This window comes from Streptomyces sp. NPDC052101 (assembly GCF_040680235.1).
Lineage (GTDB): Bacteria > Actinomycetota > Actinomycetes > Streptomycetales > Streptomycetaceae > Streptomyces.
This window is the reverse complement of sequence record NZ_JBFAWH010000011.1, coordinates 246562-270601: the sequence shown is the minus strand read 5'-3', so window position 1 is coordinate 270601 and position 24040 is coordinate 246562. Positions and strand designations below refer to the sequence as shown.

Genomic DNA, 24040 nt, shown 5'->3' with positions numbered 1-24040 from the left:
ACGGCGTGCCGCGGCACTCACAGTGGAGCTAGCCGCAACACCCTCCACCGCAACAACCGCCCCCGCCCCCGCCGCCCGGCGGGGTGGCGGCCGCGCCGCCCACCGACACGGCCGACAGAAGCTTCACCGTGTCGCCATGCCCGGCAGGGCACTGCGCGGGGGCGGCCGACTCGGCCATGGGCCGGCTCAGTTCGAACGTGTCGCCGCAGGTACGGCAGCGGTATTCATAGCGAGGCATGGGCACACACTAGCCGCCGTCCCCACGCTCCTGCTCGGCCGCGTCGGGATGGCGGGCCCGCCAGTACGGGTTGTCGTGCGGCAGGGTCGAGCCGACCCGGCCGTACATGCCGAAGGTCATCAGCAGCAGGCCCACGACAAAGCTGAACAGCACGTTCTGGATCTTGAACGCCAGGAAGTTGTGCGGGGTGTCGAGCAGGCCGAGGAACAGGAAGCCGTTCAGCAGGAACAGCACGCCGAGCACCATGTTCAGCGTCGATGCGACGTTCCCGCCGATCACCATGCCGATCAGCAGGATCGCCCCGATGCAGATCGAGAGCACGCTGAGCGCGCCGTTGGTGTTCAGCCCCGCGGCCGTCGCGCCACCGGTGCTGAAGAAGCCGATGTGGTTGATCAGACCCAGGATGCCGAAGGCGACGAGGAACGCGCCGATCAGGCCCGCACCGATCCGGTAGACCGTGTTCAGCCGATGGTCGACGGGCAGGTGCTTGTCGAACTCGATCCGCCGTCGCGGTCCTGTGTGCACTGCGTGTGTGGCCATGTCCGCCTCCCTCGGGCGCTAGCGGAGGCCATCCGTCCACCCAATATCCGCCTGCCCGACCCACGCGGCAACACACGTACCCCTACGGCGGGCCCCTCAGTGCCCCCCGCGCTCCTCACGAATCTGCGCCACCACCCGTGCCGCCCCCTGCCGGACGGCCTCGGTCTCGGTCAGGAAGTGCCAGTAGTCGGGATGCCGGCCGGTCTCCAGCGTCCCGATCGCCCGCTCCAGCCGGCCCACCGCGTCGTCCAGCGGCCGGGCGTGCCGGGGATCCGGGGTCGTACGGCCCGTCATGGCCAGCCGCTGGGCGTCCCGGATCGCGAACCGCGTGCGGTCGATCTCGGCCTGCGGATCCTTCTGTACGGCGTTCAGCCGGGCAAGCCGGTCCCCGGCGGCCGACACGGCCTCGTCGGTGGTGTTCAGCAGCGCCCGTACCGTCGACAGCAGCGAGGTGGCCTCCGGCCAGCGCTGGGCGTCCCGGGCGGTCTGCGCCTCGCGGAGCCTCAGCTCGGCCTGCCGTACGTTCTCCGCGGCCTGCGCGGGCACCTGCTGCAGGTCCTGCCAGCAGGCGGCTGCGAACCGGCGCCGCAGCTCGCTCAGCACCGGGTCCACCTGCCCGGCCCGGGTGGTCAGCGCCTGGGCCCGGGTACGCAGGCTGACCAGCCGGTGATCGATCTCGGCGGCCTTCTCGGGCAGCCGCTCGGCCTCGGCCCGGATCGCCCCGGCCTCCCGCTGCACCCGCTCGGCCCGCTCCAGCGTCGGTGCCACGCCGTGCTGCCCGGCGCCCTGGTTCAGCCGGGTCAGCTCGGGGGAGAGCGCGGCGAGCCGGCCGGCCAGGTCATCGGCCCGCAGTCCCTGCTCCCGTACGGCGTCCAGGGCGTTGCTTGCGCCCAGCAGCGCCTGCCGGGCCCGCTCCACGGCGGGTGCCAGCCGGGCCAGCTGGGTCTCGGCGCTGCCGAGCAGCGGCCCGAGCGAACCGCCGAACCGGTCCAGGTCCTGCTTGGCGCGGACCAGCTCGTCCTTGGCGGACGTCAGCTCCGAGCGCGCGCGAACGGCGGCCGAGGCCTCCAGGTCGTCCCGGTCCAGGTCATGGGCGTCGACGGCCTGGATGTAGCGCTGGCTGACCTCGTCGATCCGCTGTCCGAGCGCCTCGAAGTCGCTGACGACACGGCGGGCGGCGGGGGAGTCGTCCACGGCCGTGATGGTCTCGATGGAGATCCTGAGGTCCCGCTGGGCGGTGTCCAGTTCGTAGAACGCCGCCGCCGCGGCGTCCTTCGCGGCCTGCGCCTCGGCCCGCTGGCTCTCGGCCCGGCCGCCGAACCAGCGCCGGGTGCCGCCGCCGGCGAACGCGGCGGGCAGGGCGAGCGCGGCCAGCACCGGCAGGGTCATCAGGGTGAGGGTGTCGCGCAGGGCCGTGGACCCGGACCGGGTCCGAGCGGCCGACGGAGGGTGCGACCGCGTCGCTGGCGTGCCCGGTGTCGCCGTCACATCCCTCTCCCGTGTTGTGGTCCGCCGTGGGTGGTGTCATTCTCCCACCCGTAGTAGACGAACACACGGGCCGGTCAGTTCGCCGTACGGACCGTGACCTTCCCGTTCGAGGAGTCCGCGGACACGGCGTGCGGGCTCTTGTCGTCCCGGGGCACGGACACCGACACCCCTCCGTTGTCCGACTCCGCCGTCACGTGGTACGCGGCGCGGGGCAGCGCGATCGTCAGCGGGCCGTTGTCCGTGTTGACGTCCACGCGGTCCGGTACGCGGCCGAGGGTGAGGTCCACCGGGCCGTTGCTGCTCTCGGCCCGCACCCGGGGCGCGGAGACGTCGGCGCGGACCGGGCCGTTGTCCGAGTGCAGGTCCAGCGGTCCGCTGGAGTCCGTGACGCGCACGGATCCGTTGCTGGTGCGGATGCCGAGCGGATCGGTGAAGCCGCGCGCCTGCACGCCGCCGTTCCCGTCGTCGACGGTGACCCCGACGCCGTGCGGCACCTCGATGCGGTACCGGGCCGAGCAGTCGGCTATGAGCCCGGAGCAGTGCATCCGCAGCACCAGCCGGTCGTTCTGGAGGGACCACCGTACGGTCGGGCTGTGGCCGACGACGACGGAGCCCTGGAACCACCGGGTGACCTGGACCGTCCCCGCCTTGGTCCCCTTCGCGGCGACGATGTCCAGCGCCGCGTCGTCGGAGTCGACGGTGAGGGTGCGGCCGTGCAGCGCGAAGGAGCGGTGGTCGGGGTGCTTGTCGTCGTCGGCGGAGGCGCCGCAGGCGCTCACCCCGGCGACGAGCACCCCGGTGACCACGGCCATGGCGGCGGCGCGGACGGCAACGGAACGGGCCATGCGAAAATCTCCCCCTGAACTCGGTCTGCGACGACCGTAAGCGATCATCAGCCCGCCAGGGATCCGGGAGGCTCCCGGAGTCGGGGTGGGGATAACCCCCGCAACCCCCTCACGCCCCCGGACACGGTCCCTTACGGGTTTGCGGTGCACCGGTCCTGGCAAGGTAGGCTGTCGACTCGTCCTGGGCGCGGAGCCTGGGTATCGGGTGCGTAGCTCAGGGGTAGAGCGCCTGCCTTACAAGCAGGATGTCGGCGGTTCGAAACCGTCCGCGCCCACCAGTGGAGCCCCCGACCGTCGGCCGGGGGCTCTCCTTATTTCTCTCTGGAATCCTCTCCGGATTCCTCGTGCTTCAGCTTGGTGCGGGCGTCCACGCGGTCCGCTGCGGCGACCTCGGCCCAGAAGCGGTGCGTGCTGACGAACACCGCCAGTTCGTGCTCGCGGCGGCGCAGCTTCTCCACCTCGGCCTGCTCGTCCGCCGTCCAGCCCGGCGACGCGGGCCGCTCCACCTTGCGCCAGCCGTTGTTGGAGCTGAAGCCGTCCATCGGCGCCACCGACCAGGGCAGTCGCTTGAGCAGAGCCGACAGCTCGGCCCGGACCTGATGCAGCTCCTCCTGACCGGCGAGGAGGTCACTGGGGAATTCATAGGTCGTAGCCACGCGGCAATGCTACGCCTGTTCGATTTTGAGGGGCGAGCTGCTTCGTGGGGTGGAGGGGAGGTTCAGCCGAACGGGTGGCGGCGCGCTCGAACGAGTGATCGACTGGCGCGGCCGCCACGCGTTCTCAGTGGCCGGCGGCCCGCACTTCGTCCACCAGGCGCGCCGCCACCGGCACCGGCACACCGTGCCGGCCGGCCGCGCGCAGCAACGCCCCGCCGATGGCGTCGAGTTCGAGCGGGCGGCCCGCCTCGGCGTCCCGCTGCATGGACGACTTGGCGCCGGGCGGGAAGGCGTCGTACCGCGCCAGCGCCCGGGCCGGGTCGGCGGGGGCGCCGCAGGCGCGGCTGACGGCGGCGGTCTCGGCGACCAGGGACTCCAGTTCCTCGCGGTGCCGGGTGCGGACCTCGCCGAGGGGGAGGCCGTACCGGGTGGTGAGCAGGGCGAAGGGGGCGAGGAACGCCATCTTGGCCCACAGGGCCGCGGTCTCGTCCTCGGTCGCGCGGGCCGTCACACCGGCGGAGGCGAGGGTGGCCGCCAGGCCGTCGAGACGGGGGCGGGGCACGCCGTCCCCGGCCAGGTCGATCTCCGTGAACGGGCTGCCGTGCTCGATCACGCCCGGCGCGAGGCGGGTGGACTCCACGCGGATCACGGCGGGTGCCACCCGCTCGGGGCGGTAGCGGGCGCGCAGGGCCGCGGGGTGTTCGACGCCGTTCAGCAGCGGTACGACGAGCGCGTCGCCCAGGGCCGCGGGCGGCACCCGGGTGAGGGCCGCGTCGAGCGCGGTGTGCTTGACGGCGATCAGGCAGGCGTCCACGGGCTCGCGCAGCTCCGCGTCCGCCTCGATGGGGGCGGTGAAGTCGCCGAACTGGCGGCTGCGGACCTGGATGCCGGTGCGGCGCAGGGCGTCGGCCGTTTCTTCCCGGGCCAGGCAGATGACGCGGTGGCCGGAGCGGGACAGCAGGGCGGCGAGGAGGCCGCCCGTGCCGCCGGGGCCGAGGATGGCCACGGTGTTCTTGGTTGCCATGAGGCAGTTCCCTTCGACGGTCGGCCCCGGGGATCGGTGGCCGCCTTCGGCGTGATCATCGCACCGGGACGGGCCGCGCGCGAGACTGGGGGCATGTGCCGGAGCATCAAGACGCTGCGCCCGCCCGTGCTGCCGGGTGAGGCCACGGAAGACGACATCCATGCCGCCGCGCTGCAGTACGTGCGCAAGGTCTCGGGATTCCGGGCACCTGCGGCGCACAACCGCGAGGCTTTCGACCGCGCGGTGGCGGCGGTGGCCGAGGTCACCGCCGAGCTTCTCGGGAACCTGGAGGTGCGGGGGCAGTCGGTGCGGAGCGCCACCGCCACTTCCCGCGATCCGGCCTGACGGGCGGCTCCGGTCGCGGATGTCCGATGCCTCCGCCGCGTGGATTCGGTCACGCTTTCGAGTCTGGCCAAATGTTGAACTTGCAAGCATTGATAAGGTCGCCCTAATCTGGGTCCCTCGTTCGGTACCGCCGCCCCCACGACCGGCCAGCCATCCCTACGTCCCCGGCCGGCCCGACCGACACCGAAGAGGAGAACCCCCGCATGTCCGCACGTCTCAACTCCGCTCAGCCCTACGTCCTCGGGCTGTTCCGCATCGTCATAGGCCTGCTCTTCGCCGTGCACGGCGCCTCGTCCCTCTTCGGTGTCCTCGGCGGCGCCGTCGGCACCCAGGGCGGCACGATCCCGGCCGGCACCTGGCCCGGCTGGTACGCGGCCGTGATCCAGCTGGTCGCCGGCGCCCTGGTGCTCCTCGGCCTCGGCACCCGCGGGGCCGCGCTGATCGCCTCGGGCTCGATGGCGTACGCCTACTTCGACGTCCACCAGCAGGTCGCGCTCTGGCCTATCCAGAACGGCGGCGAGCTGTCGGTGCTGTTCTGCTGGGCGTTCCTCCTGCTGGTCTTCACCGGCTCCGGCGCCTTCGGCCTCGACCGGCTCGTCGCCCGCCGCACGACCGCGGGCGACAGGGCAGCCGCCGAGCAGGCCCCGATAGCGGCCTGACGCGCGTGGGCCCGGCAGCGGCCCGACAGGTGCGGCGCCCTTCCCCGTCATGAGGGGGAAGGGCGCCGCCGTGCGTCCGGTCCGCTCTGCCGGCGATTTCTCGCCTGACGAGCTTGCCTCAGGAGGAGTTCCCGCCGAACGGCACGGTGAAGCAGGCCACCCGGCTGCCCTTGGTGCCGGGCTCGCTGTGGATCACCACCGAGGCGGCCTCACCCTTCCGGAAGGTCCACTCGTGCTGCGCGGTGGCCGTGCCCGAGCCGCGGCTGTCGGACTGGAAGTCCAGCCAGACCTCGTTCTGGGCATTCACGTGGTCGGCGTCCATGCCGACCTTGTCCTGGTAGTGCGAGCCGGCCGCGGCCGGGTCCGCGCCACAGGCCTTCTGGTGGACGTGGACCCCGAAGGCGTGGCCGGGCTTGACGCCGACCACCCGCATCAGGACGGTTGTGGCGCCGCTCCGTTCGGTGTGCTGCCGGACCCGGATCCACGCGCCCTCCGGGACGAGGCTCTGGTTGTACGTCACCGCGTGCGACGACGCGTACGCGTGCGACGACGCGAACGCGGCCGGCGGGACGAACTGGCCGAGTGCCTCCACCGAGAGGCCGGGAGTGCTTGCGCTCCCGGACGCGAACAGGGCTGCGGCGAGGGCGCCGGCGTATACGGCTGCGACCATGATGTGCACCTTTTTCTGCGCTGCTGCGCCGTGTCGTTCGGATGTGTGCCTGATTCCGTGGGCAGGCCTCCCTTCGTTGCTACGGGACACGGGACGGCTTCGCCGCTCGGGGTGCGCCGACCGGGTGAAGGTTCCCAGCAGGCCTCATGAGCCCTTTGAGCCCCCCGAGACCCTCCTGTCACACCCCCGGCGTACGCTGTATGGCTGTCAACGGGGGAGTGACGGGAGTCGTCGTGTTCGAGAGTCTGGGGGCACTGGCCGCCGGACCGTGGATCTATGCCGCGGTGGCCGTGTCCGTACTGCTCGATGTGTTCGTGCCGGTGCTGCCGAGCGGCGTACTGGTCATCACGGCCGCCACGGCAGCGGCGGCGGGGTCGGGAGCGGCGGACGGCCGGGTCGCGCATTCCGTGCCGGACGTGCTGGCCCTGATCCTCTCGGCGGCGACCGCCTCGGTGCTCGGCGATCTCGTGGCCTACCGTCTGGCCTGGCGGGGCGGCGCGCGGCTGGACCGGGCGATAGCCCGCTCCCGGCGGCTGACCTCCGCGCAGGAACGTCTCGGCGATGCCCTGGCCCAGGGCGGCGGCGCGCTGGTCGTAGTGGCCCGTTTCGCCCCCGCCGGCCGCTCGGTCGTCTCCTTCTGCGCCGGCGCCGCCCACCGCCGCGCCCGCGACTTCGTGCCCTGGTCCGCCCTGGCCGGGCTCTCCTGGGCCGCCTACAGCGTCGCCCTCGGCTACTACGGCGCCCGGTGGCTCGGCGCGACCTGGATCGCCACGGCGGTCTCCCTGGTCGCGCTCTTCGGTGCGGGCGCGGTGGCCGGGTATCTGATGAGGCGCCGGCCCGCCTCCTGAGGCACCGGCCTCGGCCGGGGCCGAACCTTCGCATCCCTTACGATGGGAAGCGCAGAAGGGGAGTAGCTCTTCGCCGGACCGTCGACATACTGCTCAGCCAGCCTGAGCCGGCGCCCGGAGGCGGACCTCACGCAGGCCCGCCAGCGAGACCTTCGGCAAGCAGTGCACGTCCGTGCCCCGTGGCGCGGACGCCGAGTGTGCTGCCGTGCCGAGGTGTCATCGCGTGACGTACCGCACTCTCGGCGGGGCAGCCCCGACCGATTGAGGAACCTTGATCAGCATCACCGTGACGGCGCTCGTCTTCGGCATCATCTTCCTCGCCGAACTGCCGGACAAGACCGCGCTCGCCGGACTCGTCCTCGGCACCCGCTACCGCGCGAGCTACGTCTTCGCGGGCGTCGCCGCCGCCTTCCTGCTGCATGTCGTCCTGGCCGTCGCGGCCGGCAGCGCGCTGACCCTGCTGCCCCAGCGCCTCGTGCACGCGCTCACCGGTGTCCTCTTCCTCGGTGGCGCCGCGATGCTGCTGCTGAAGAAGGACGACGGCGAGGAGGAGATCAAGAAGCCCGCCGACCAGTCCTTCTGGAAGGTCGCGGGTACGGGCTTCATGCTCATCCTCGTCGCCGAGTTCGGCGATCTCACCCAGATCATGACCGCCAACCTCGCCGCCCGCTACGACGCCCCGGTCTCCGTCGGCCTCGGCGCGGTGCTCGGCCTGTGGGCCGTCGCCGGCCTCGGCATCGTCGGCGGAAAGGCCCTGATGAAGCGGGTGCCGCTGCGCCTGATCACCCAGATCGCCGCACTCCTGATGCTCGCACTCGGCGCGTGGAGCCTGTACGAGGCGGTCGCGGCCTGAGCGGGGCGCGACCGGTTGGCCTGGGCCGGGCAAGGGCGAGCGGCCTGGGCCGGGCTAGGGGGGCGGCTTGGGCCGGGTGCGGCTGGTCGGGCCGGGTCGGGTGAGGGCGGGTGTCCTGAGCTGGGTCAGGCTGGGCGAGCTGAGCCAGTGAGGGTGGGCGGTCGCTCTGAGCCGGGTGCGCTGGATGAGCTGAGTCGGGCGCGACCGGGTGCCCTGAGTCGAGTCCGGGCGGGGGAGCTGAACGGGTGGTGAACGCTTTTCGGGGGTGGTGGCGGGAAGCGCCATGGTTTTGTACCGTGGAGGAACAAAGTGGCTCCCGCCCGTTTACCCTGACCGGCGGGCGGGGCCGCCTTGTTCCTTCGATCTGGGCTCCGACCTGGGGTCTTCTCGTTCCTGGAGCTGCCGATGACGGCCACCGCCGCGCCCACCGTCCTCCTCGCCCGCGCCCTCCTGCTCGACATGGACGGCACCCTCGTCAACTCGGACGCCGTCGTCGAACGCATCTGGCGGGGCTGGGCCGAGCGGCACGGGCTGAACGGTGACGAGGTGATGCAGGTCGTCCACGGCCGGCAGGGGCACGCCTCCATGGCCCTGCTGCTGCCCGGCCGGCCCATGGAGCAGAACCTCGCCGACAACGCCCGCATGCTCGCCGAGGAGACCGCCGACACCGACGGCGTGGTCGAGATCCCCGGTGCGAGCGCCTTCCTCGCCTCGCTGCGCGGTCTGCCGCACGCGCTGGTGACCTCCGCCGACGCCGCGCTGTCCACCGCCCGGATGAACGCCGCCGGGCTGCCGCTGCCGGAGGTGCGCATCACCGCCGAGTCGGTGGGGGCGAGCAAGCCCGATCCCGAGGGTTTCCTGAAGGGCGCGGCCGAGCTGGGCGTGGATCCGGCCGACTGCGTGGTCTTCGAGGACTCCGGTGCCGGGATCGCGGCCGGGCGCGCCGCGGGCATGGCGGTGGTGGGCGTCGGTCCTCGCGCCGGGCTCCACGGCCCCGACGTCACCGTGCCCGACCTCACGCGGGTGCGGGTCGAGGCGGCGGGCGACGGGACGATACGGCTGCACATCGGCTGACCGGAACTGACCGGAACTCCGACCGACCGGCCTCGAACTCCCCCGCAGGGGGCACCCCCAGACCGCTGAGACGGTTCGGCTTCCCTCACGGGGCCTCCGTCTCCGCCTCCAGGCTCCTGCGTGTCGCCGGCCCGTATACGCCCGGCGTGTCGCCCTGGATGCCGCGAGCCAGTTGGTAGTTGCGTACGGAGTCCTCCACCGAGCGGGTGTAGACGCCGTCGATCCGGTCGTCGTAGAGGTTCAACTGCCATAGGCGATCCTGGAGTTCGGCCACACCCGGGCCGCGGTCGCCGGGCCGGAGCACCGGGACTGCGGCGGGGGACATCCGCGCGGTGGGGGACGCCGTCATGGACGAGGTGGGGGAGGCCGGGCGGGACGCGGTCGCGGACGCGGCGGGGGTGGGGGTCGCCGTCGGGGTCGGCGAAGCGGACGCCGTGGCGGACGGGCTCGGACGACGCACCGGCACGGGTGGGCGGGGCACGGTGGGGGAGGGGGATGCCGTCGGGGACGCCGGGGCCGGTGTGCTCACGTCCGGGACGCTCTCCCTGACCTCCTGGGCCGCCCGGTCCCGGGACGGCGCGTGGTACGAGAACAGCCCGCTCGCGAACCCGGCGGCCGCCACGACCGCGACACCGGCACCGGCGACCGACAGCAGGACGCGGGCGCTCCGCGAGGTCGGCCGTGGTGGGTCGTCGTTCGGCTGCGGGTCCGCCGTGGCCGGTCGCTCCCCCGAGTTCCCGGCTTCACTCGAACCCGGGGGGACCCCGACCCCCGTCGCGGCGGAGCCGCACATCGAAACAGCGCCCCGCACCCCTTCCATTTCCATGGTCTCGACGGCCTCGACCTTCACATACGGCCGTATCCGCAGCGGGTCGAAGTCCGCCGCCGCTGCAGCCTCGGCCGTACGCGTCTCGCGGAGCGCCTCCGCGGCGCGTTCGGTGCAGTCGCAGGACGGGCTGTGGTCCGGTCCCCTCGGTGCCCCGCACTCCGGGCAGCTGCGGCCCTCGGAATCAGTCACGCGTTCGCCCCGTCCCTCGTGTCCCCTCACGAACTCCAGAGACTATGCGGACCTTCTCCACATCCGCCGCCGGAAACGCCGGACTCAACAGGCCATAAACGGTGACACCGACCACGATGGAAGAGGTGTACCCGAGCCCCGGCCCCGGGAGGTCTCCATGGCCCTGGACACGCACGGCACGGAGAAGGAGACAGCGGCCGCCGAGCACGTCACCGGCAATGTGCTCGTCTCGATCGGCGCCCTGCTCCTCGGACTGCTGCTCGCCGCGCTCGACCAGACGATCGTGTCGACGGCGCTGCCCACCATCGTCAGTGACCTCGGCGGTCTGGAACATCTGTCCTGGGTGGTCACCGCCTATCTGCTGGCCTCGACCGCCGCGACCCCGCTGTGGGGCAAGCTCGGCGACCAGTACGGCCGGAAACGGCTGTTCCAGACCGCGATCGTCATCTTCCTGATCGGCTCCGCGCTGTGCGGCATGGCGCAGAACATGGGCGAGCTGATCGGGTTCCGGGCGCTGCAGGGGCTGGGCGGCGGCGGGCTGATGGTGCTGTCGATGGCGATCGTCGGCGACATCGTGCCGCCCCGCGAACGCGGGCGCTACCAGGGGCTGTTCGGGGCCGTGTTCGGCGCGACCAGCGTGCTGGGTCCGCTGCTCGGCGGGCTGTTCACCGAGCATCTGAGCTGGCGCTGGGTGTTCTACGTCAATCTGCCGGTCGGTGTGGTCGCGCTCGCCGTGATCGCCACCGCCCTGCGCATCCCGCGCCGCACCGCCCACCACGTCATCGACTACCTCGGCACCCTCCTGATCGCCGCCGTCGCCACCTGCCTGGTCCTGGTCGCCTCCCTCGGCGGTACGACCTGGGCGTGGGGCTCGGCGCAGATCATCGGGCTGGCCGTGCTGGGCGTGCTGCTCGCGGTGGCGTTCGTGGCCGTGGAGCGCCGGGCCGCCGAACCCGTGCTCCCGCTCAAGCTGTTCCGCATCCGCACCTTCAGCCTCTCCGCCGTGATCAGCTTCGTCGTCGGCTTCGCCATGTTCGGCGCGATGACGTATCTGCCGACGTTCCTCCAGGTCGTGCACGGCGTCTCGCCGACGATGTCCGGGGTGTACATGCTGCCGATGGTGTTCGGGCTGCTGCTGTCGTCCACGGCCTCCGGGCAGATCGTCAGCCGCACCGGCCGCTGGAAGGTCTTCCCGCTCACCGGCACCGCCGTCACCGCCATCGGCCTGCTCCTGCTGCACCGGCTCGACGAGCACAGCCCGACCGCCGAGATGGGCGCCTACTTCTTCGTGTTCGGCCTCGGCCTCGGCCTGGTCATGCAGGTCCTGGTGCTGATCGTGCAGAACGCGGTGTCGTACGAGGACCTGGGCGTCGCCACCTCCGGCGCGACCTTCTTCCGCTCCATCGGCGCCTCCTTCGGCGTGGCGATCTTCGGCACGGTCTTCGCCAGCCGTCTCGGCGACAAGCTCGCCGCCGCCTTCCGGGGCGTGACCCTGCCCCCGGGCGCGTCCGCGAACGCGCTCAAGTCCGACCCGCGCGGCATCGCCGCCCTGCCGCCCGCCCTGCGCCCGGCGGCTCTGCACGCGTACGCGTCCGCCATCACCGACGTCTTCCTCTACGCCGCGCCCGTCGCCGTCCTCGGCTTCCTGCTGGCCTGGTTCCTGAAGGAGGACCGGCTGCGCGGCTCGGTCACCGCCCCGGACGTCTCCGAGACCATCCCGCCCAACCCCGTCGAGCGGTCCTCGTACGACGAGTGCAGCCGTGCGTTGTCCCTGCTCGGCACCCGCGAGGGCCGCCGCGAGGTCTATCGGAAGATCACCGAACGGGCCGGGTACGACCTGCTGCCCGCCGCCAGCTGGATGCTGCTGCGCATCCGCAAGTACGGCTCCGTCGAGCCGGCCGTGCTCGCCGAGCACAGCACCGTCCCGCTCGACGTCGTCCTCGCCGCCGCCCGCCAGGTCGAGGAACGGCACCTCGCCGAACGCCGGGGCCTGGACCTGTACCTGACCGAGTCCGGCCGCGAGGTCGCCGAACGGCTCGCACGAGCCCGCGAGGAGTCCCTAGCCGAACTCCTCGGCGACTGGTGGCAGCCCGGCCGCTCCACCGACCTCGCCCAGCTCGTCAGGGAACTCACCGGCGAACTCTGCGGCACCGACCGCGAACGCCCGCGCGAAGGGGCGCCGCCCAGGGCCAGGTGACCGCGCGGACCACTGGAAAGAGAGATGACCGTCATGTCGGACAGGACGAGCAGCGGTGTGGCGGGTGAGAGTGCGATGCCTGATGACGGGCTGGGTGTCCCGTCCTCCGGGGAGGTGTCCGGACGCGAGGCGCACACGACCGAGTCGCGGGACCCGGACGCCTGGCCGGCGGCACCGCGCGGCATGACGGCATTCACCGGCCCTGCCACCACACCCGGCACCGGCGCCGGTGAAGCGGCCCCCGCTCCCGCCGGTCTCGGTGCGCCGCTCCTGCCCCGGGACGAGACGGAGCGGTGGGAGCAGCGGATGCGGCAGGCGGCTGCCGGGTTCGCGGATGCGCCGCGGGGTGCGGTCGAGCAGGCCGATCGGGTGCTGGAGGAGATCGCGGGGCGCTTCGAAGAGGCCGTCGAGCGTCGGCGGCGTACGCTGCGACGGTCCTGGGAGGCCTCCGAGGACCGTGGACCGGGCTCGGAGACCGATATCGAGCAGCTCAAGCTGGCCCTGCGCGACTACCGGGAACTCGCCGGGCGCCTGCTACACCTCTGACGGGGACGAGCCCGGCACCGCACCCCCGGCGACGGCCCTGCGCCGCCGCCACTCCCGTACGACCTCCTCGACGTCGTACGGCTTCTTGCCCAGCGGCGGACCGGGCGGCGGCTTGAACATCATGTCCTTGATCTTGACGTTGACGTCCTCGACGATCTTCCGCGCGATCCGCTCCGAGGGCGCCGCGTAAGCCGCCTGGAGCGCGTCCTCGGCCTCCTTGCGCAGAGCGAGGGCCGGCGGCAGCACGGACAGCCCCTCGCGCACCAACTTCCGCTTGATCCACCACAGTTCGTCATACGTGGAGTCGACCTCGATGGGCAGCGGCTCGCCCACCCCCGCCAGCCGCTCGAACTCACCGCGCCCCTGCGCGTCACGGATCTGCTTGTCCACCCACGAGTCGAACGGCACACCCGGTGGCTTTCGCTCGGTCATGGCTCCATTGTGCCGGACGCCGCCCCGCCGGGCGTTCTATCATGCGGCGGCGGCAGGGCGATCCGGCCGCAGGGCAGGACGTCGAAGGACGTCGGACCTGGAACGTCACAGGGGGAACACGCGTGCTCGAACTCACCATGGCCACCGTCTCGGGGGCGGACGCGGGCGCCACGGCCGGTATGTCGATGGCGGACGCACCGAGCGAGCCGGGCGCCGTGCTCCGGGTCGGCCGGGACGCGTCCGTGTGCCGGCTGGTCACCCCGGACGACTGGCTGTTCGTCTCCCGGGTGCACCTGGAGTTCCTCTGCGGCCCGGACGGCGGCTGGCAGTTGACCTGGCTGCGCGGTTCACAGGCCGATCCGTCGTCCGAAGTCCGGCTGATGTCAGGGGAGTTCGCACAGCCCCTCGGCTACGGCGCGACCGTACGGCTGCCGCACGGCGGGTCCGGCGAGATCGTCGTCCAGGACCGCACCGCGCCGCGCAGCGTCAACGTCGGCTTCTACCACGAGGTCTGAGCCACGACTCACCCGAGCCCGGTGGCTCAGTCCAGCACGCGGGCCAGCGCGAAACCGTCGTAGCCCTTGCTGCCGACCGTCTGGATCGCCGTACCGCTCAGCCGGGGATGCGTGGCGATCAGCTCGATCGCCGCGCGCGTGCCCACGATGTCGGGGTCGGTGCTGCCCGCGTCGGCGACCTGGCCGCCGCGCACCACGTTGTCCACGACGATCAGGCTGCCGGTGCGGGTGAGCCGCAGCGCCCACTCCACGTAGTGCGGGTTGCTGGCCTTGTCGGCGTCGACGAACACCAGGTCGAACGGGGCCGGGTTCTCGTCGGCGAGCTTGGGCAGCGACTCCAGGGCCGGGCCCACCCGCACCTCCGCGATCCGGTCCAGGCCGGCCCGGGCGATGTTCCGGGTCGCCACCTCGGCGTGCTTGGCGTTGCACTCCAGCGACACCAGTCTGCCGTCCTCGGGCAGCGCGCGGGCCAGCCAGATCGTGCTGTATCCGCCGAGCGTGCCGATCTCCAGGATGTGCCGCGCGCCCTGCACCTGGGCGAGCAGCTGGAGGAACTTGCCCTGTGCCGCCGTGACGGCGATGTGCGGCAGCCCGGCGGCGTCGTTCTCCCGCAGGGCCGCCCGCAGCGCCTCGTCATCGGGCGCGAGTTGGCTGTTGAAGTAGTCGTCGACGTCGTCCCAGAGCTGGGAGTCGCTCATCGTCCTGCTGCCTTTCCCGAGTGCCTGCCCTTCCCACCGACATGGTCTCAGCCGAGGGGCGCCGACGGAGTGATAGGAGGCGGAGCCTGTACGGGCGGCGGCGGGATCACCGGGCGCCGCCGTTGCCGTACGACGATCACGGTGACGGCGGCGGTGACCAGCAGCAGCACGCCGCCCACGGTCAGCAGCCAGGCCGGTGCCCCGGCGATCTCGCGCAGCCGGTAGTCGTAGATCACCTGCTGGACCGGGGTGTCGGCGGCGGCCCGGACCAGCTCGTGGTCGCCGGAGATACGGCGGGGGTCGGGGAACTGCTGGGTGAGCGCGGTCAGATACGGCGTGCCGGCGGCCAGTTCGCCGAGGGCGCCGGAGCGCGTGTGCAGGCGGCCCGCGAAGACCACGCCGGGCTGCGTGCCGCCGATCGCCGTGCGGGTCTGCATGCGGTGCGCGGCGAGGACGTACAGGCCGAGCGACTGCGGGAGGCCGGCCAGGCGGGACAGCCGCATCGGGTACACCGGGGCGTCCGCGGCGAAGGTCAGGTGCAGGGGGTCCAGCGAGCCGTGCAGCGCGGTGCCCGCCCGGTCGGGGGCGAGGCGGACGGCCACGTACTCCCAGTGCCGGTCGACGTACGGCTGCAGGGCCGTCTTCAGCCGGGCGGGCAGGGAGAAGCCGTGGGCGTGCAGCCAGTCGCTGAGGGCGGCCGGGTCGGTGGCGGTCAGCCGGGCCACGTCGAAGGGGCCGAGCCGCTGGCGGTCGACCACACCGACGGCGCCGCCGGCGCGGGGTGCGGGGGCGGCGGCGGACGTGTCGTCGCCGTCGAAGGGCCAGTCGCCGTTCTTCGGCCAGAAGTGATACCGGGTGCGGTGCACGGGGGCGATGGCCGTGGCCAGCTGGTTGAAGAGGGCGGGGTCGCCGAGGCGGACGGTGGCGCGGTGCGGGACGGGCATGATCCAGGCGGCGTGCCGCGCGTCGCCGTTCACCGTCAGCCGCATCACGATCTGTTCCCGCCGGCCGTCCCAGCGCAGTACGGACTGCTCGTCGCTGACGGATATCCGGGTCGCCGGGTCCGGCACCATCGCCCCGCACCCACAGGCGTAGGCCGGGGCGATGAGCCAGCTCAGCTGGATGCCGAGCAGGGCGAGGACCAGGGTGAGTATGCGGGCGCGGGCGTTTTTCACAGGCCTACAGACGGCGCGCCCCCGTGAACGGTTCCTCCGGCGCCATACAGACGTGCGGTAACTGCAACCCCCCAGGGGCGCGGGGAACTGCGCGACCAGCCACGGCGTACCCGCACCCGGCACACAGCCCGCACCCCTACGGCGCTCAGCGGCCCTCCACCGACGGCGCCGAACCCGGCAATGGCCGCCCCGCAGACTCCGACATCCGCCACACTGCAACACCGCCCACGACAGCCGCCGCCATCATGTAATACGCGGGCATCATCATGTTCCCCGTCGCCCCGATCAGCGCGGTCACGACCAGCGGTGTCGTGCCGCCGAAGAGGGAGACGGAGACGTTGAAGCCGATGGACAGGGAGCCGTAGCGGACGCGGGTCGGGAAGAGCGCGGGCAGCGCGGCCGGCATCGCCGCCGTGAAGCACACCAGCAGCAGACCCAGCGCACCCATGCCCAGCGCGACGGCGACCAGGCTGCCCTGGCGGATCAGCAGCAGCGCCGGGACGGACAGGAGCAGGAAACCCGCACAGCCCGCCGCGATCACCGGCCGCCGCCCGATCCGGTCGGTCAGCGCGCCCGCGAACGGCTGCACGATCATCATCAGCGCCATCACGCCCAGCACGACCAGCAGGCCGTGCGTCTCGTCGTACTTCAGCTCACTGGTCAGATAGCTCGGCATGTACGACAGCAGCATGTAGTCGGTGACGTTGAAGACCAGCACCAGCCCCATGCACAGCAGCAGCGCCCTCCACTGGCCCGCCACCATCTCGCGCAGCGGCACCTTCGGCCGGGACGCCTCCGCCTTCTCGACCTCCGCCGCGAACGCCGGGGTCTCCTCGAGGCGCATCCGCAGGTACAGGCCGATGATGCCCATCGGGCCCGCGATCAGGAACGGGATCCGCCAGCCCCAGGAGACCAGGTCGTGAGACGACAGCAGAGCCGTCATCAGGGTGACCAGGCCCGCACCGCCGATGTAACCCGCCAGCGTGCCGAACTCCAGCCAGCTGCCGAAGAAGCCGCGGCGCTTGTCGGGCGCGTACTCCGCGATGAAGGTCGACGCGCCCGCGTACTCACCGCCGGTCGAGAAGCCCTGCACCAGCCGGGCGGCCAGCAGGAGCAGCGGTGCGCCGACGCCGATCGTCGCGTACGACGGGATCAGGCCGATCGCGAACGTGCCCGCCGCCATCATGATCATCGTCAGGGCGAGCACCTTCTGCCGGCCCACACGGTCACCCAGCGGCCCGAAGACCATGCCGCCGAGCGGCCGGACCAGGAAGGCCGCCGCGAAGGCTCCGAACGTCGACAGCAGCTGCGCGGTCGGATTGCCGGACGGGAAGAAGACCTTGCCCAGGGTGACCGCGATGTAGCTGTAGACACCGAAGTCGAACCACTCCATCGCGTTGCCGAGCGCCGCCGCCTTCACGGCGCGCCTGACCAGCGCGGGGTCGGTGACGGTGACGTCGGCGGGGGCCTGTGCGGCCCGCGGGGCCTTCAGAAGCGGGGAGACGGCTGTGGCGGTCGCCAAAACGGGGCTCGCCTACCTTTCGACGGGGACAGGGCACGGCCTGGATCCGTACGGCGGCGCTGGGCGCTGCCGGAGGAAACGGGCCGAAAACGACCATAAGGGGACTGCGCCCTCTCGCGGTCTGTGTGTGTTCAGTTGCGCAGCGCAGTCAAACGGCGCATACGCAGGTACGTCTGCCCACCCGGCGCACGGCATGCCGCTCGCGCGCTGTGATCCTTCTCGCGCCCCGGAAGAGCAACCACACACACCGCCGACTATCGTCTTCCGGACAAAAGGAGGACGGACGTCAGGTGAAGCGGGGGTTTCCCGCGTCCTCCTCCGGGGGCTGCGCGACCCTTCATAGGGTGCGCGGAAGACCCCGGCGTGAACGGCGCCGGGACCAACGGGGCGGGAGGCCGACGGGGCGTGGCGAACGTGGAGCACAGCGGGAGAGCGGCGGACACCTTCGGAACGGCCACGACCGAGACACGGCTGCTCGCCGCCCGGCTGGGCCTGTGGGCGGTGGCGGCCGTCCTCGCCGTACGGCAGCTGACCGTCGTCCTGACCACACCGCGCACCGAGCGGCTGACCGACCTGGAGACCTGGGTCGGCCCGCACGGCGTCCTGCATGTGAACGGCTCGATCTACGACTCGACCAAGTTCACCGGCACCCCCTTCGGCGGCCTGGTCCTCAAGCCCCTCACCCGCTCCGCGCAGGCCGCCCTCGGCTGGGGCTGGACCTTCGGCACCCTCATCCTGGTCGTCGCCCTCGGCCTGGTGGCCGCCCGCGCACTGCCCCAGCCGATCGGCCGCCGCACCTCCCTGCTGGCCGCGCCGGTCGCGATCAGCCTGCTCATGCTGTCGCTGCCGGTCCGCAACGCCCTGTGGCTCGGCCAGACCAGCATCATCCCGGTCCTGCTCGTCCTCCTCGGCTGCTTCACCGTACGCGGGCAACGCGGGAGCGGCCTGTGCATAGGCCTGGCCGCCGCCCTGCAGCCGACCATGCTGCTCTTCGCCCCGCTGCTGTGGTTCACCGGCCGGCGCCGGGCCACCGCCGCCACGGCCGGCACCTTCGCCGCCTGCACCGCGCTCGCCTGGGCGGCGCTGCCGCACGACTCGTACACGTACTGGGTGCACCACATGGCCGGGACGGGCCTCGGCGGCAAGGCCGACGCCCTCGGCAACCAGTCCCTGCACGGCGCCCTGCTCCGCCTCGGCCTGACTGGCCCGCTGGAGATCGCGCTCTTCCTGGTGCTCGCCGCCGCCGTCGCGGCCCTCGCCCTGCGCCGCGCCGTCCGCTACGCCCACGACGGCCAGCTGCTGCTCGCCGTCGCCATCACCGGCTGCGCCGCCATCGCCGTGTCGCCGACGGCCTGGCAGTACCAGCTGCTGTGGGTGCTGCTCGCGCTGGTCGGCCGGGTCGGCAAGCGGGCCTCCGACCGGTACGTCTGGCCGGTGGCGGTCGTCCTCGTCACCTCCCTCCCGGCGAAGATGATGCTGCCGAACATGCCGGCGATGTACCCGCTGCGCGACAACCTCGTCCTGCTCGCCGCGCTGGCCGCCGCCGCGGCCGTCCCCTTCCTGTCCCGGACGTCCCCCTCCTACCAGACCCCGATCCCGACGCGGTACGCGCCGGCCGTCCCCGCCCGCTTCCGGCGCATCCCCCTCCTCCCGTTCCTCAGCCGCGTCCTCACCCGCCCGAACCTGCTCCTCGAACTGCTGCTCATCCGGGTCGTCTACGCCGCCTACCAGCAGGTCCGGCTCGCCGCGACCGGCGGCACCAACTCCGGCGGCCGGGCACGCGCCGAGCACCACGGGCACATCGTGCTGGACATCGAACGCTTCCTCCACATCGACATCGAGCACGCGGTCAACCACGCCGTCGTGAAGATCGGCTGGCTGCGGCACTTCTTCGACTTCTACTACGAGTCCTTCCACTTCGTAGTGCCCCTGACAGTCCTCGCCGTCCTCTACTGGCGCCGCCCCGTCGACTACCGCTGGGCCCGCGCCTCCCTCGGCTTCGCCACCTTCCTCGCCCTGATCGGCTTCTGGCTCTTCCCGCTGGCCCCGCCGCGCCTGATGCCCACCCTCGGCATGATCGACACCGTGCACGGCGTCCAGGACTTCTCCAAGCCGGACTACGGCACCCTGACCGCCCTCACCAACCAGTACGCGGCGATGCCGTCGCTGCACTTCGGCTGGGCTCTGTGGTGCGGCGTGGTCATCGCGGTCATCGCCCCGAAGTGGTGGATGAAGGCCCTCGGCCTCCTGCACCCCCTCTTCACCGTCTCGGCCATCGTCGCCACCGGCAACCACTGGGTGCTCGACGCGGTCGGCGGCGCGGCGGTGGTGAGTGCGGGCTTCGGCCTGTCGTACCTCCTCCAGGGCCCACGCGCGGCCGCGGGTCCGACGGCGGTGAAGATCCCCGGGAGGCGGCGCTACGAGGACACCGAACTGTCCGCCGACACGATCGGCTCATGACACTCGAACCAGACCGTCTTGCCTCCGGCGGTACCGGCCGACACACCCCACTTGTCGACCACGGCGTCCAGTAGGGCGAGGCCGCGTCCGCTTTCCGACTCCTGGTCCAAGTCGCCCTTGGCGAGCGGGAGTTGAGCGAAGGTGTCGGTCACCTCGGCCCGAACGCCCGCGGTCTGCCGCGCGAGCAGTACGGTGCAGCGGCGGTCCGGCACATGTCGTACGACGTTGGTGACCAGCTCGCTGACGCCCAGCTCCACGGCGAACGTCAGCTCCGTCAGCCGCCATTCGTGGAGCAGTGAGCGGACGATGCGGCGGATGTGGCGTACCGAGTGCTCGCCGGCGGTGAGGTTCATGCGGTACTGGGGAGTGTGGGGAAAGTTGAGGTTCACAGGACGAGGTTGACCTCGCGTCACTACGCTGGGCTACAGAACGAACACAACGGGTCCCGCAGTGGTGGGGCCCCGTTGCCGGAGAGGGGATCCACCGTGGTCAACGTCAACACCCTCGACCCGAGCGCCTCACCGCTCGACTACTACGGCTTCGAATTGCGTCGCTTCCGAGAAGCGGCGGGCCTGACACAGAAGCAGCTCGGGGACATCATCAACTTCACCGCGTCGCTGGTGGGCCAGGTGGAGACGGCACGGAAGCTGCCCACGCTGGACTTCAGCCAGCGGTCGGACGCGGCGCTGTGCACGGGCGGTTTACTGACCCGGCTCCACCCGCTGGTGATGCGGAGCCAGCTTCCGGCGTGGTTCCGGGAGGTGGCTGAGCTGGAGGTGCGGGCGACGGAGATCTGCACGTTCCAAACCCACATGATCCACGGTCTGCTTCAGTCCCCGTCCTATGTACGCGCGGTGCTCGGAGTGCTGGATCAGGACAAGTTGGAGGATCGCGCGGCCGTTCGGCTCGCTCGCCAGCGCATCTTCGAGAAGGAGGAGCCGCCGGTCTTCTGGACGATCCTCAGCGAGGCCGCGCTGCGTCAAGAGATCGGTGGCCAGGAGGTCATGCGCGAGCAGCTTGCCCGCCTGTTGTCCTTCGAGGACGACCCCCGGATCAACGTGCAGATCCTGCCGTACTCGGTCGGGGAGCACCCGGGACTCCAAGGCTCGTTCACCGTCTTCCGCTTCGTCAGCGACCCGAGCATCGTCTACACCGAGGGCTACGGCAGCGGGCATCCGACCGCGAACCCGGACACCATCAAGGACTGCTCGCTCCGTTACGATCATCTTCGAGCCGCCGCGCTCTCTATCAAGGACTCGGCGGGGCTGATCCGACGGGTGATGGAGGACCGCTATGGGGAGCAAGTGGCGTAAGTCCAGCTACAGCGGCGACCAGGGCGGCGAATGTGTCGAGTGCGCGCCGCTCGGCCCGCTCGCATGGCGCAAGTCGTCGTACAGCGGCGACCAGGGCGGTGATTGCGTAGAGATCGCCGACACCCCCTGCGCCACTGTCGCGATCCGTGACTCCAAGACCCCGGCGGGGCCGATCCTCACGATCGACCCCGTCACTTTCACCACCTTCGTGAACTGGGCGTCTACAGGCGCTGAATGATCGTCCCGGTCGCCAGCCCACCGCCCGCGCACATGGTGATGAGCGCGAACTCCTTGTCCGCGCGCTCCAGTTCGTGCAGGGCGGTGGTGATCAGGCGGGCGCCCGTCGAGCCGACGGGGTGACCCAGGGCGATCCCACCGCCGTTCACGTTGACCTTGTCCAGGTTCTGTTCGAAGACCTGGGCCCAGCTCAATACCACGGACGCGAAAGCCTCGTTGATCTCGACCAGGTCGATGTCCTTCAGGGACATCCCCGCCTTGCCGAGCACCGCGCGCGTCGCGTCGATCGGGCCGTCGAGGTGGAAGTGCGGGTCGGCGCCGACCAGGGCCTGGGCGACGATCCTTGCCCTCGGCTTCAGCTTCAGGGCGCGAGCCATCCGCTTGGACGCCCACATGATGGCTGAGGCGCCGTCCGAGATCTGCGACGAGTTGCCCGCCGTGTGGACGGCCGTGGGCATCACCGGTTTCAACCCCGCCAGCGCCTCCATCGACGTGTCCCGCAGGCCCTCGTCCTTGTCCACGAGCCGCCACATGCCCTGCCCGGCGTACTGCTCCTCCTCGGTCGTCGGCACCTGGACGGCGAACGTCTCCCGCTTGAAGCGTTCCTCGGCCCAGGCGAGGGCGGCCCGCTCCTGGGAGAGGAGGCCCAGCTTGTCGACGTCCTCCCTCGTCAACCCCCGGTGCCGGGCGATCCGTTCGGCCGCCTCGAACTGGTTGGGCAGGTCGACGTTCCACTCGTCCGGGAACGGCTTTCCGGGGCCGTGCTTCGAACCCGACCCCAGCGGTACCCGGGACATCGCCTCGACGCCGCAGCTGATGCCGACGTCGATGACACCGCCCGCGACCATGTTGGCGACCATGTGCGAGGCCTGCTGGGAGGAGCCGCACTGGCAGTCGACGGTTGTGGCGGCCGTCTCGTAGGGGAGGCCCATGGTCAGCCAGGCCGTGCGCGCGGGGTTCATGGACTGTTCGCCGGCGTGGGTGACCGTGCCGCCGACGATCTGCTCGACCGCGTCGGCGGGGATGCCGGTGCGGCCGAGGAGTTCACGGTAGGTCTCGCCCAGGAGATAGGCGGGGTGCAGATTGGCGAGCGCGCCGCCGCGCTTGCCGATCGGGGTGCGGACGGCTTCGACGATCACGGGTTCGGCGGCCATGGGTGCGGGTCCTCTCCGAGGGCTCTCCTCCGGAACGTGCCAGAACTAGTACGCGTTCTAGTTCTTTTCAGCAGTCTGCTGACGTGATGTCCATCACCGCAAGGGTCTTGCAGGTGCCGAAGTTTCGATCTGCACGAATTCCGCACCAATTGGGGTTGCCGTACCCCTTGCCACTTGTAGAACCGGTTACTACCTTCACGGCACCCGCTGATGGACCGTCAGGACTTAACGACGGGAGCCGACGATGCACTGCCCCGCGCTGCCCGACGGGTTCGACCTCACCGACCCCGACCTGCTGCACCACCGTGTGCCCCTTCCGGAGTTCGCCGAGCTGCGCCGTACCGAACCGGTCCGCTGGATCCCGCAGCCGCACGGCATCGCGGGCTTCGCCGACACCGGCTACTGGGCCGTGACCCGGCACGCGGACGTCAGATACGTCTCCACGCACCCGGAACTCTTCTCCTCCACCCTCAACACCGCGATCATCCGCTTCAACGAGCACATCGAGCGCGACGCGATCGACGCCCAACGCCTCATCCTGCTCAACATGGATCCTCCGGAACATACGCGTGTCCGGCAGATCGTGCAGCGAGGCTTCACGCCACGTTCCATCCGTGCCCTGGAGCAACGGCTCCGGGAGCGCGCGGAGGCGATCGTCGCGGGTGCCCGCGCCCGCTCCGGGCCCTTCGACTTCGTCACCGAGGTCGCCTGCGAGCTGCCGCTGCAGGCCATCGCCGAGCTGATCGGCGTCCCGCAGGAGGACCGGTCCAAGATCTTCGACTGGTCCAACAAGATGATCGCCTACGACGATCCCGAGTACGCCATCACCGAGGAGGTCGGCGCCCAGTCGGCCGCCGAGATCATCGCGTACGCGATGAACATGGCCGCCGAGCGGAAGAAGTGCCCGGCCCGGGACATCGTCACGACGCTCGTCGCGGCGGAGGACGAGGGCAACCTCAACTCCGACGAGTTCGGCTTCTTCGTGCTGATGCTGGCGGTGGCCGGGAACGAGACCACCCGCAACGCCATCACCCACGGGATGCACGCCTTCCTCACCCATCCCGAGCAGTGGGAGCTGTTCAAGCGGGCGCGGCCCGGGACGGCGGCCGAGGAGATCGTGCGCTGGGCGACCCCGGTCAACGCCTTCCAGCGGACGGCCACCCAGGACACGGAACTGGGCGGGGTCCGGATCAGGAAGGGCGATCGGGTCGGGCTGTTCTACGCCTCCGCCAACCACGACCCCGAGGTCTTCGCCGACCCCGACGCCTTCGACATCATCCGCGACCCCAATCCTCACCTGGGCTTCGGCGGGGGCGGCCCGCACTTCTGCCTCGGCAAGTCCCTGGCGATCCTGGAGATCGACCTGATCTTCGGCGCGATCGCCGACGCCATGCCCGGCCTGCGGCTGGCCGAGGCTCCCCCGCGCCGGCTGCGCTCGGCCTGGATCAACGGGGTCAAGGAACTCCAGGTCACCACTGGCTGACCCGGCGGGTCGGCCCACCCCGAGGGAGGCAGGAGCACCCCTACCCCAAC

At 71.4% G+C, this 24040-nt stretch carries 26 protein-coding genes and 1 tRNA gene; 13 read left to right on the top strand and 14 right to left on the bottom strand.

Annotation, left to right across the window (positions count from 1 at the left end):
* Positions 1 to 28: 28 nt before the first annotated feature.
* The 4 genes from AB0L75_RS21560 to AB0L75_RS21545 form a co-directional block, all read right to left on the bottom strand.
* Complete coding sequence (locus AB0L75_RS21560; RefSeq protein WP_365183082.1) at positions 29 to 238, bottom strand: zinc ribbon domain-containing protein; 210 nt, start codon at positions 236 to 238, stop codon at positions 29 to 31.
* A 9-nt stretch (positions 239 to 247) separates the two neighbouring features.
* Positions 248 to 778: a DUF4383 domain-containing protein gene (locus AB0L75_RS21555; RefSeq protein ID WP_365183079.1), complete on the bottom strand. Its 531-nt coding sequence runs from the start codon at positions 776 to 778 to the stop codon at positions 248 to 250.
* A 96-nt stretch (positions 779 to 874) separates the two neighbouring features.
* The gene (locus tag AB0L75_RS21550; protein ID WP_365183077.1) at positions 875 to 2266 is read right to left on the bottom strand and encodes a hypothetical protein; all 1392 of its coding nucleotides are present in this window, start codon (positions 2264 to 2266) and stop codon (positions 875 to 877) included.
* 74 nt (positions 2267 to 2340) lie between these two features.
* Positions 2341 to 3111 carry a DUF4097 family beta strand repeat-containing protein gene (locus AB0L75_RS21545; protein ID WP_365183074.1) on the bottom strand — a complete coding sequence of 257 codons (771 nt, stop codon included), beginning with the start codon at positions 3109 to 3111 and terminating at the stop codon, positions 2341 to 2343.
* 203 nt (positions 3112 to 3314) lie between these two features.
* On the opposite strand from AB0L75_RS21545, the gene AB0L75_RS21540 reads away from it, so the two are divergent.
* Positions 3315 to 3389: transfer RNA gene (locus AB0L75_RS21540), tRNA-Val, on the top strand.
* A gap of 33 nt (positions 3390 to 3422) precedes the next feature.
* Here the strand turns inward: AB0L75_RS21540 and AB0L75_RS21535 are convergent.
* Together AB0L75_RS21535 and AB0L75_RS21530 are read right to left on the bottom strand one after the other, a co-directional pair.
* The gene (locus tag AB0L75_RS21535) at positions 3423 to 3767 is read right to left on the bottom strand and encodes a hypothetical protein (protein ID WP_365183072.1); all 345 of its coding nucleotides are present in this window, start codon (positions 3765 to 3767) and stop codon (positions 3423 to 3425) included.
* A 124-nt stretch (positions 3768 to 3891) separates the two neighbouring features.
* Complete coding sequence (locus tag AB0L75_RS21530) at positions 3892 to 4791, bottom strand: ketopantoate reductase family protein (protein ID WP_365183069.1); 900 nt, start codon at positions 4789 to 4791, stop codon at positions 3892 to 3894.
* 93 nt (positions 4792 to 4884) lie between these two features.
* On the opposite strand from AB0L75_RS21530, the gene AB0L75_RS21525 reads away from it, so the two are divergent.
* Both AB0L75_RS21525 and AB0L75_RS21520 read left to right on the top strand, forming a co-directional pair.
* Positions 4885 to 5136 carry a DUF2277 domain-containing protein gene (locus AB0L75_RS21525; RefSeq protein ID WP_365183135.1) on the top strand — a complete coding sequence of 84 codons (252 nt, stop codon included), beginning with the start codon at positions 4885 to 4887 and terminating at the stop codon, positions 5134 to 5136.
* Positions 5137 to 5339: 203 nt separating this feature from the next.
* Positions 5340 to 5795 carry a DoxX family protein gene (locus AB0L75_RS21520; RefSeq protein WP_365183066.1) on the top strand — a complete coding sequence of 152 codons (456 nt, stop codon included), beginning with the start codon at positions 5340 to 5342 and terminating at the stop codon, positions 5793 to 5795.
* A gap of 118 nt (positions 5796 to 5913) precedes the next feature.
* Here AB0L75_RS21520 and AB0L75_RS21515 read toward each other — a convergent pair whose 3' ends face one another.
* Positions 5914 to 6465 carry a superoxide dismutase family protein gene (locus tag AB0L75_RS21515; protein WP_365183063.1) on the bottom strand — a complete coding sequence of 184 codons (552 nt, stop codon included), beginning with the start codon at positions 6463 to 6465 and terminating at the stop codon, positions 5914 to 5916.
* A 233-nt stretch (positions 6466 to 6698) separates the two neighbouring features.
* Between AB0L75_RS21515 and AB0L75_RS21510 the strand changes: the two genes are divergently transcribed.
* From AB0L75_RS21510 to AB0L75_RS21500, 3 genes are all read left to right on the top strand, one after another.
* On the top strand, positions 6699 to 7313 hold the full coding sequence (locus AB0L75_RS21510) for a VTT domain-containing protein (protein ID WP_365183061.1): 615 nt from the start codon (positions 6699 to 6701) through the stop codon (positions 7311 to 7313).
* A gap of 271 nt (positions 7314 to 7584) precedes the next feature.
* The gene (locus AB0L75_RS21505; protein ID WP_365183058.1) at positions 7585 to 8166 is read left to right on the top strand and encodes a TMEM165/GDT1 family protein; all 582 of its coding nucleotides are present in this window, start codon (positions 7585 to 7587) and stop codon (positions 8164 to 8166) included.
* 405 nt (positions 8167 to 8571) lie between these two features.
* Positions 8572 to 9240 carry an HAD-IA family hydrolase gene (locus tag AB0L75_RS21500; protein WP_365183055.1) on the top strand — a complete coding sequence of 223 codons (669 nt, stop codon included), beginning with the start codon at positions 8572 to 8574 and terminating at the stop codon, positions 9238 to 9240.
* An 85-nt stretch (positions 9241 to 9325) separates the two neighbouring features.
* Here AB0L75_RS21500 and AB0L75_RS21495 read toward each other — a convergent pair whose 3' ends face one another.
* Positions 9326 to 10258, bottom strand: a complete 933-nt coding sequence (locus AB0L75_RS21495) for a peptidoglycan-binding domain-containing protein (protein WP_365183053.1) — start codon at positions 10256 to 10258, stop codon at positions 9326 to 9328.
* A 157-nt stretch (positions 10259 to 10415) separates the two neighbouring features.
* Here AB0L75_RS21495 and AB0L75_RS21490 point away from each other — a divergent pair, with 157 nt between their 5' ends.
* On the top strand, positions 10416 to 12455 hold the full coding sequence (locus tag AB0L75_RS21490; protein WP_365183050.1) for an MDR family MFS transporter: 2040 nt from the start codon (positions 10416 to 10418) through the stop codon (positions 12453 to 12455).
* A gap of 75 nt (positions 12456 to 12530) precedes the next feature.
* On the top strand, positions 12531 to 13001 hold the full coding sequence (locus AB0L75_RS21485) for a hypothetical protein (protein WP_365183047.1): 471 nt from the start codon (positions 12531 to 12533) through the stop codon (positions 12999 to 13001).
* On the opposite strand, the gene AB0L75_RS21480 is transcribed toward AB0L75_RS21485, so the two are convergent.
* A complete protein-coding gene (locus tag AB0L75_RS21480) occupies positions 12990 to 13433 on the bottom strand; it encodes a DUF1992 domain-containing protein (RefSeq protein ID WP_365183045.1) in 444 nt (147 codons plus the stop codon). The two genes, AB0L75_RS21485 and AB0L75_RS21480, sit on opposite strands and share 12 nt — an antisense overlap.
* 122 nt (positions 13434 to 13555) lie before the next feature.
* Here AB0L75_RS21480 and AB0L75_RS21475 point away from each other — a divergent pair, with 122 nt between their 5' ends.
* Complete coding sequence (locus AB0L75_RS21475; protein WP_365183042.1) at positions 13556 to 13948, top strand: FHA domain-containing protein; 393 nt, start codon at positions 13556 to 13558, stop codon at positions 13946 to 13948.
* Positions 13949 to 13974: 26 nt separating this feature from the next.
* Here AB0L75_RS21475 and AB0L75_RS21470 read toward each other — a convergent pair whose 3' ends face one another.
* From AB0L75_RS21470 to proP, 3 genes are all read right to left on the bottom strand, one after another.
* On the bottom strand, positions 13975 to 14646 hold the full coding sequence (locus AB0L75_RS21470) for an O-methyltransferase (RefSeq protein ID WP_365183039.1): 672 nt from the start codon (positions 14644 to 14646) through the stop codon (positions 13975 to 13977).
* 47 nt (positions 14647 to 14693) lie between these two features.
* Positions 14694 to 15821, bottom strand: coding sequence for a DUF2330 domain-containing protein (locus AB0L75_RS21465; RefSeq protein ID WP_365183036.1), 1128 nt, complete (start codon positions 15819 to 15821; stop codon positions 14694 to 14696).
* A gap of 145 nt (positions 15822 to 15966) precedes the next feature.
* The gene (gene proP / locus AB0L75_RS21460; RefSeq protein ID WP_365183132.1) at positions 15967 to 17313 is read right to left on the bottom strand and encodes a glycine betaine/L-proline transporter ProP; all 1347 of its coding nucleotides are present in this window, start codon (positions 17311 to 17313) and stop codon (positions 15967 to 15969) included.
* A 435-nt stretch (positions 17314 to 17748) separates the two neighbouring features.
* Between proP and AB0L75_RS21455 the strand changes: the two genes are divergently transcribed.
* On the top strand, positions 17749 to 19803 hold the full coding sequence (locus AB0L75_RS21455) for a bifunctional glycosyltransferase 87/phosphatase PAP2 family protein (RefSeq protein ID WP_365183033.1): 2055 nt from the start codon (positions 17749 to 17751) through the stop codon (positions 19801 to 19803).
* Here AB0L75_RS21455 and AB0L75_RS21450 read toward each other — a convergent pair.
* The gene (locus tag AB0L75_RS21450; RefSeq protein WP_365183129.1) at positions 19761 to 20156 is read right to left on the bottom strand and encodes an ATP-binding protein; all 396 of its coding nucleotides are present in this window, start codon (positions 20154 to 20156) and stop codon (positions 19761 to 19763) included. The two genes, AB0L75_RS21455 and AB0L75_RS21450, sit on opposite strands and share 43 nt — an antisense overlap.
* A gap of 132 nt (positions 20157 to 20288) precedes the next feature.
* Between AB0L75_RS21450 and AB0L75_RS21445 the strand changes: the two genes are divergently transcribed.
* Both AB0L75_RS21445 and AB0L75_RS21440 read left to right on the top strand, forming a co-directional pair.
* Positions 20289 to 21116 (top strand): helix-turn-helix transcriptional regulator, encoded by an 828-nt coding sequence (locus AB0L75_RS21445; RefSeq protein WP_365183030.1) that lies wholly within the window; start codon positions 20289 to 20291, stop codon positions 21114 to 21116.
* Positions 21097 to 21354, top strand: a complete 258-nt coding sequence (locus AB0L75_RS21440) for a DUF397 domain-containing protein (RefSeq protein WP_365183027.1) — start codon at positions 21097 to 21099, stop codon at positions 21352 to 21354. Before AB0L75_RS21445 ends, AB0L75_RS21440 begins: the two co-directional genes overlap by 20 nt.
* Here AB0L75_RS21440 and AB0L75_RS21435 read toward each other — a convergent pair.
* On the bottom strand, positions 21338 to 22507 hold the full coding sequence (locus AB0L75_RS21435; RefSeq protein WP_365183024.1) for a steroid 3-ketoacyl-CoA thiolase: 1170 nt from the start codon (positions 22505 to 22507) through the stop codon (positions 21338 to 21340). The two genes, AB0L75_RS21440 and AB0L75_RS21435, sit on opposite strands and share 17 nt — an antisense overlap.
* A gap of 244 nt (positions 22508 to 22751) precedes the next feature.
* Between AB0L75_RS21435 and AB0L75_RS21430 the strand changes: the two genes are divergently transcribed.
* Positions 22752 to 23990, top strand: a complete 1239-nt coding sequence (locus AB0L75_RS21430; protein ID WP_365183021.1) for a cytochrome P450 — start codon at positions 22752 to 22754, stop codon at positions 23988 to 23990.
* Positions 23991 to 24040 lie beyond the last annotated feature (50 nt).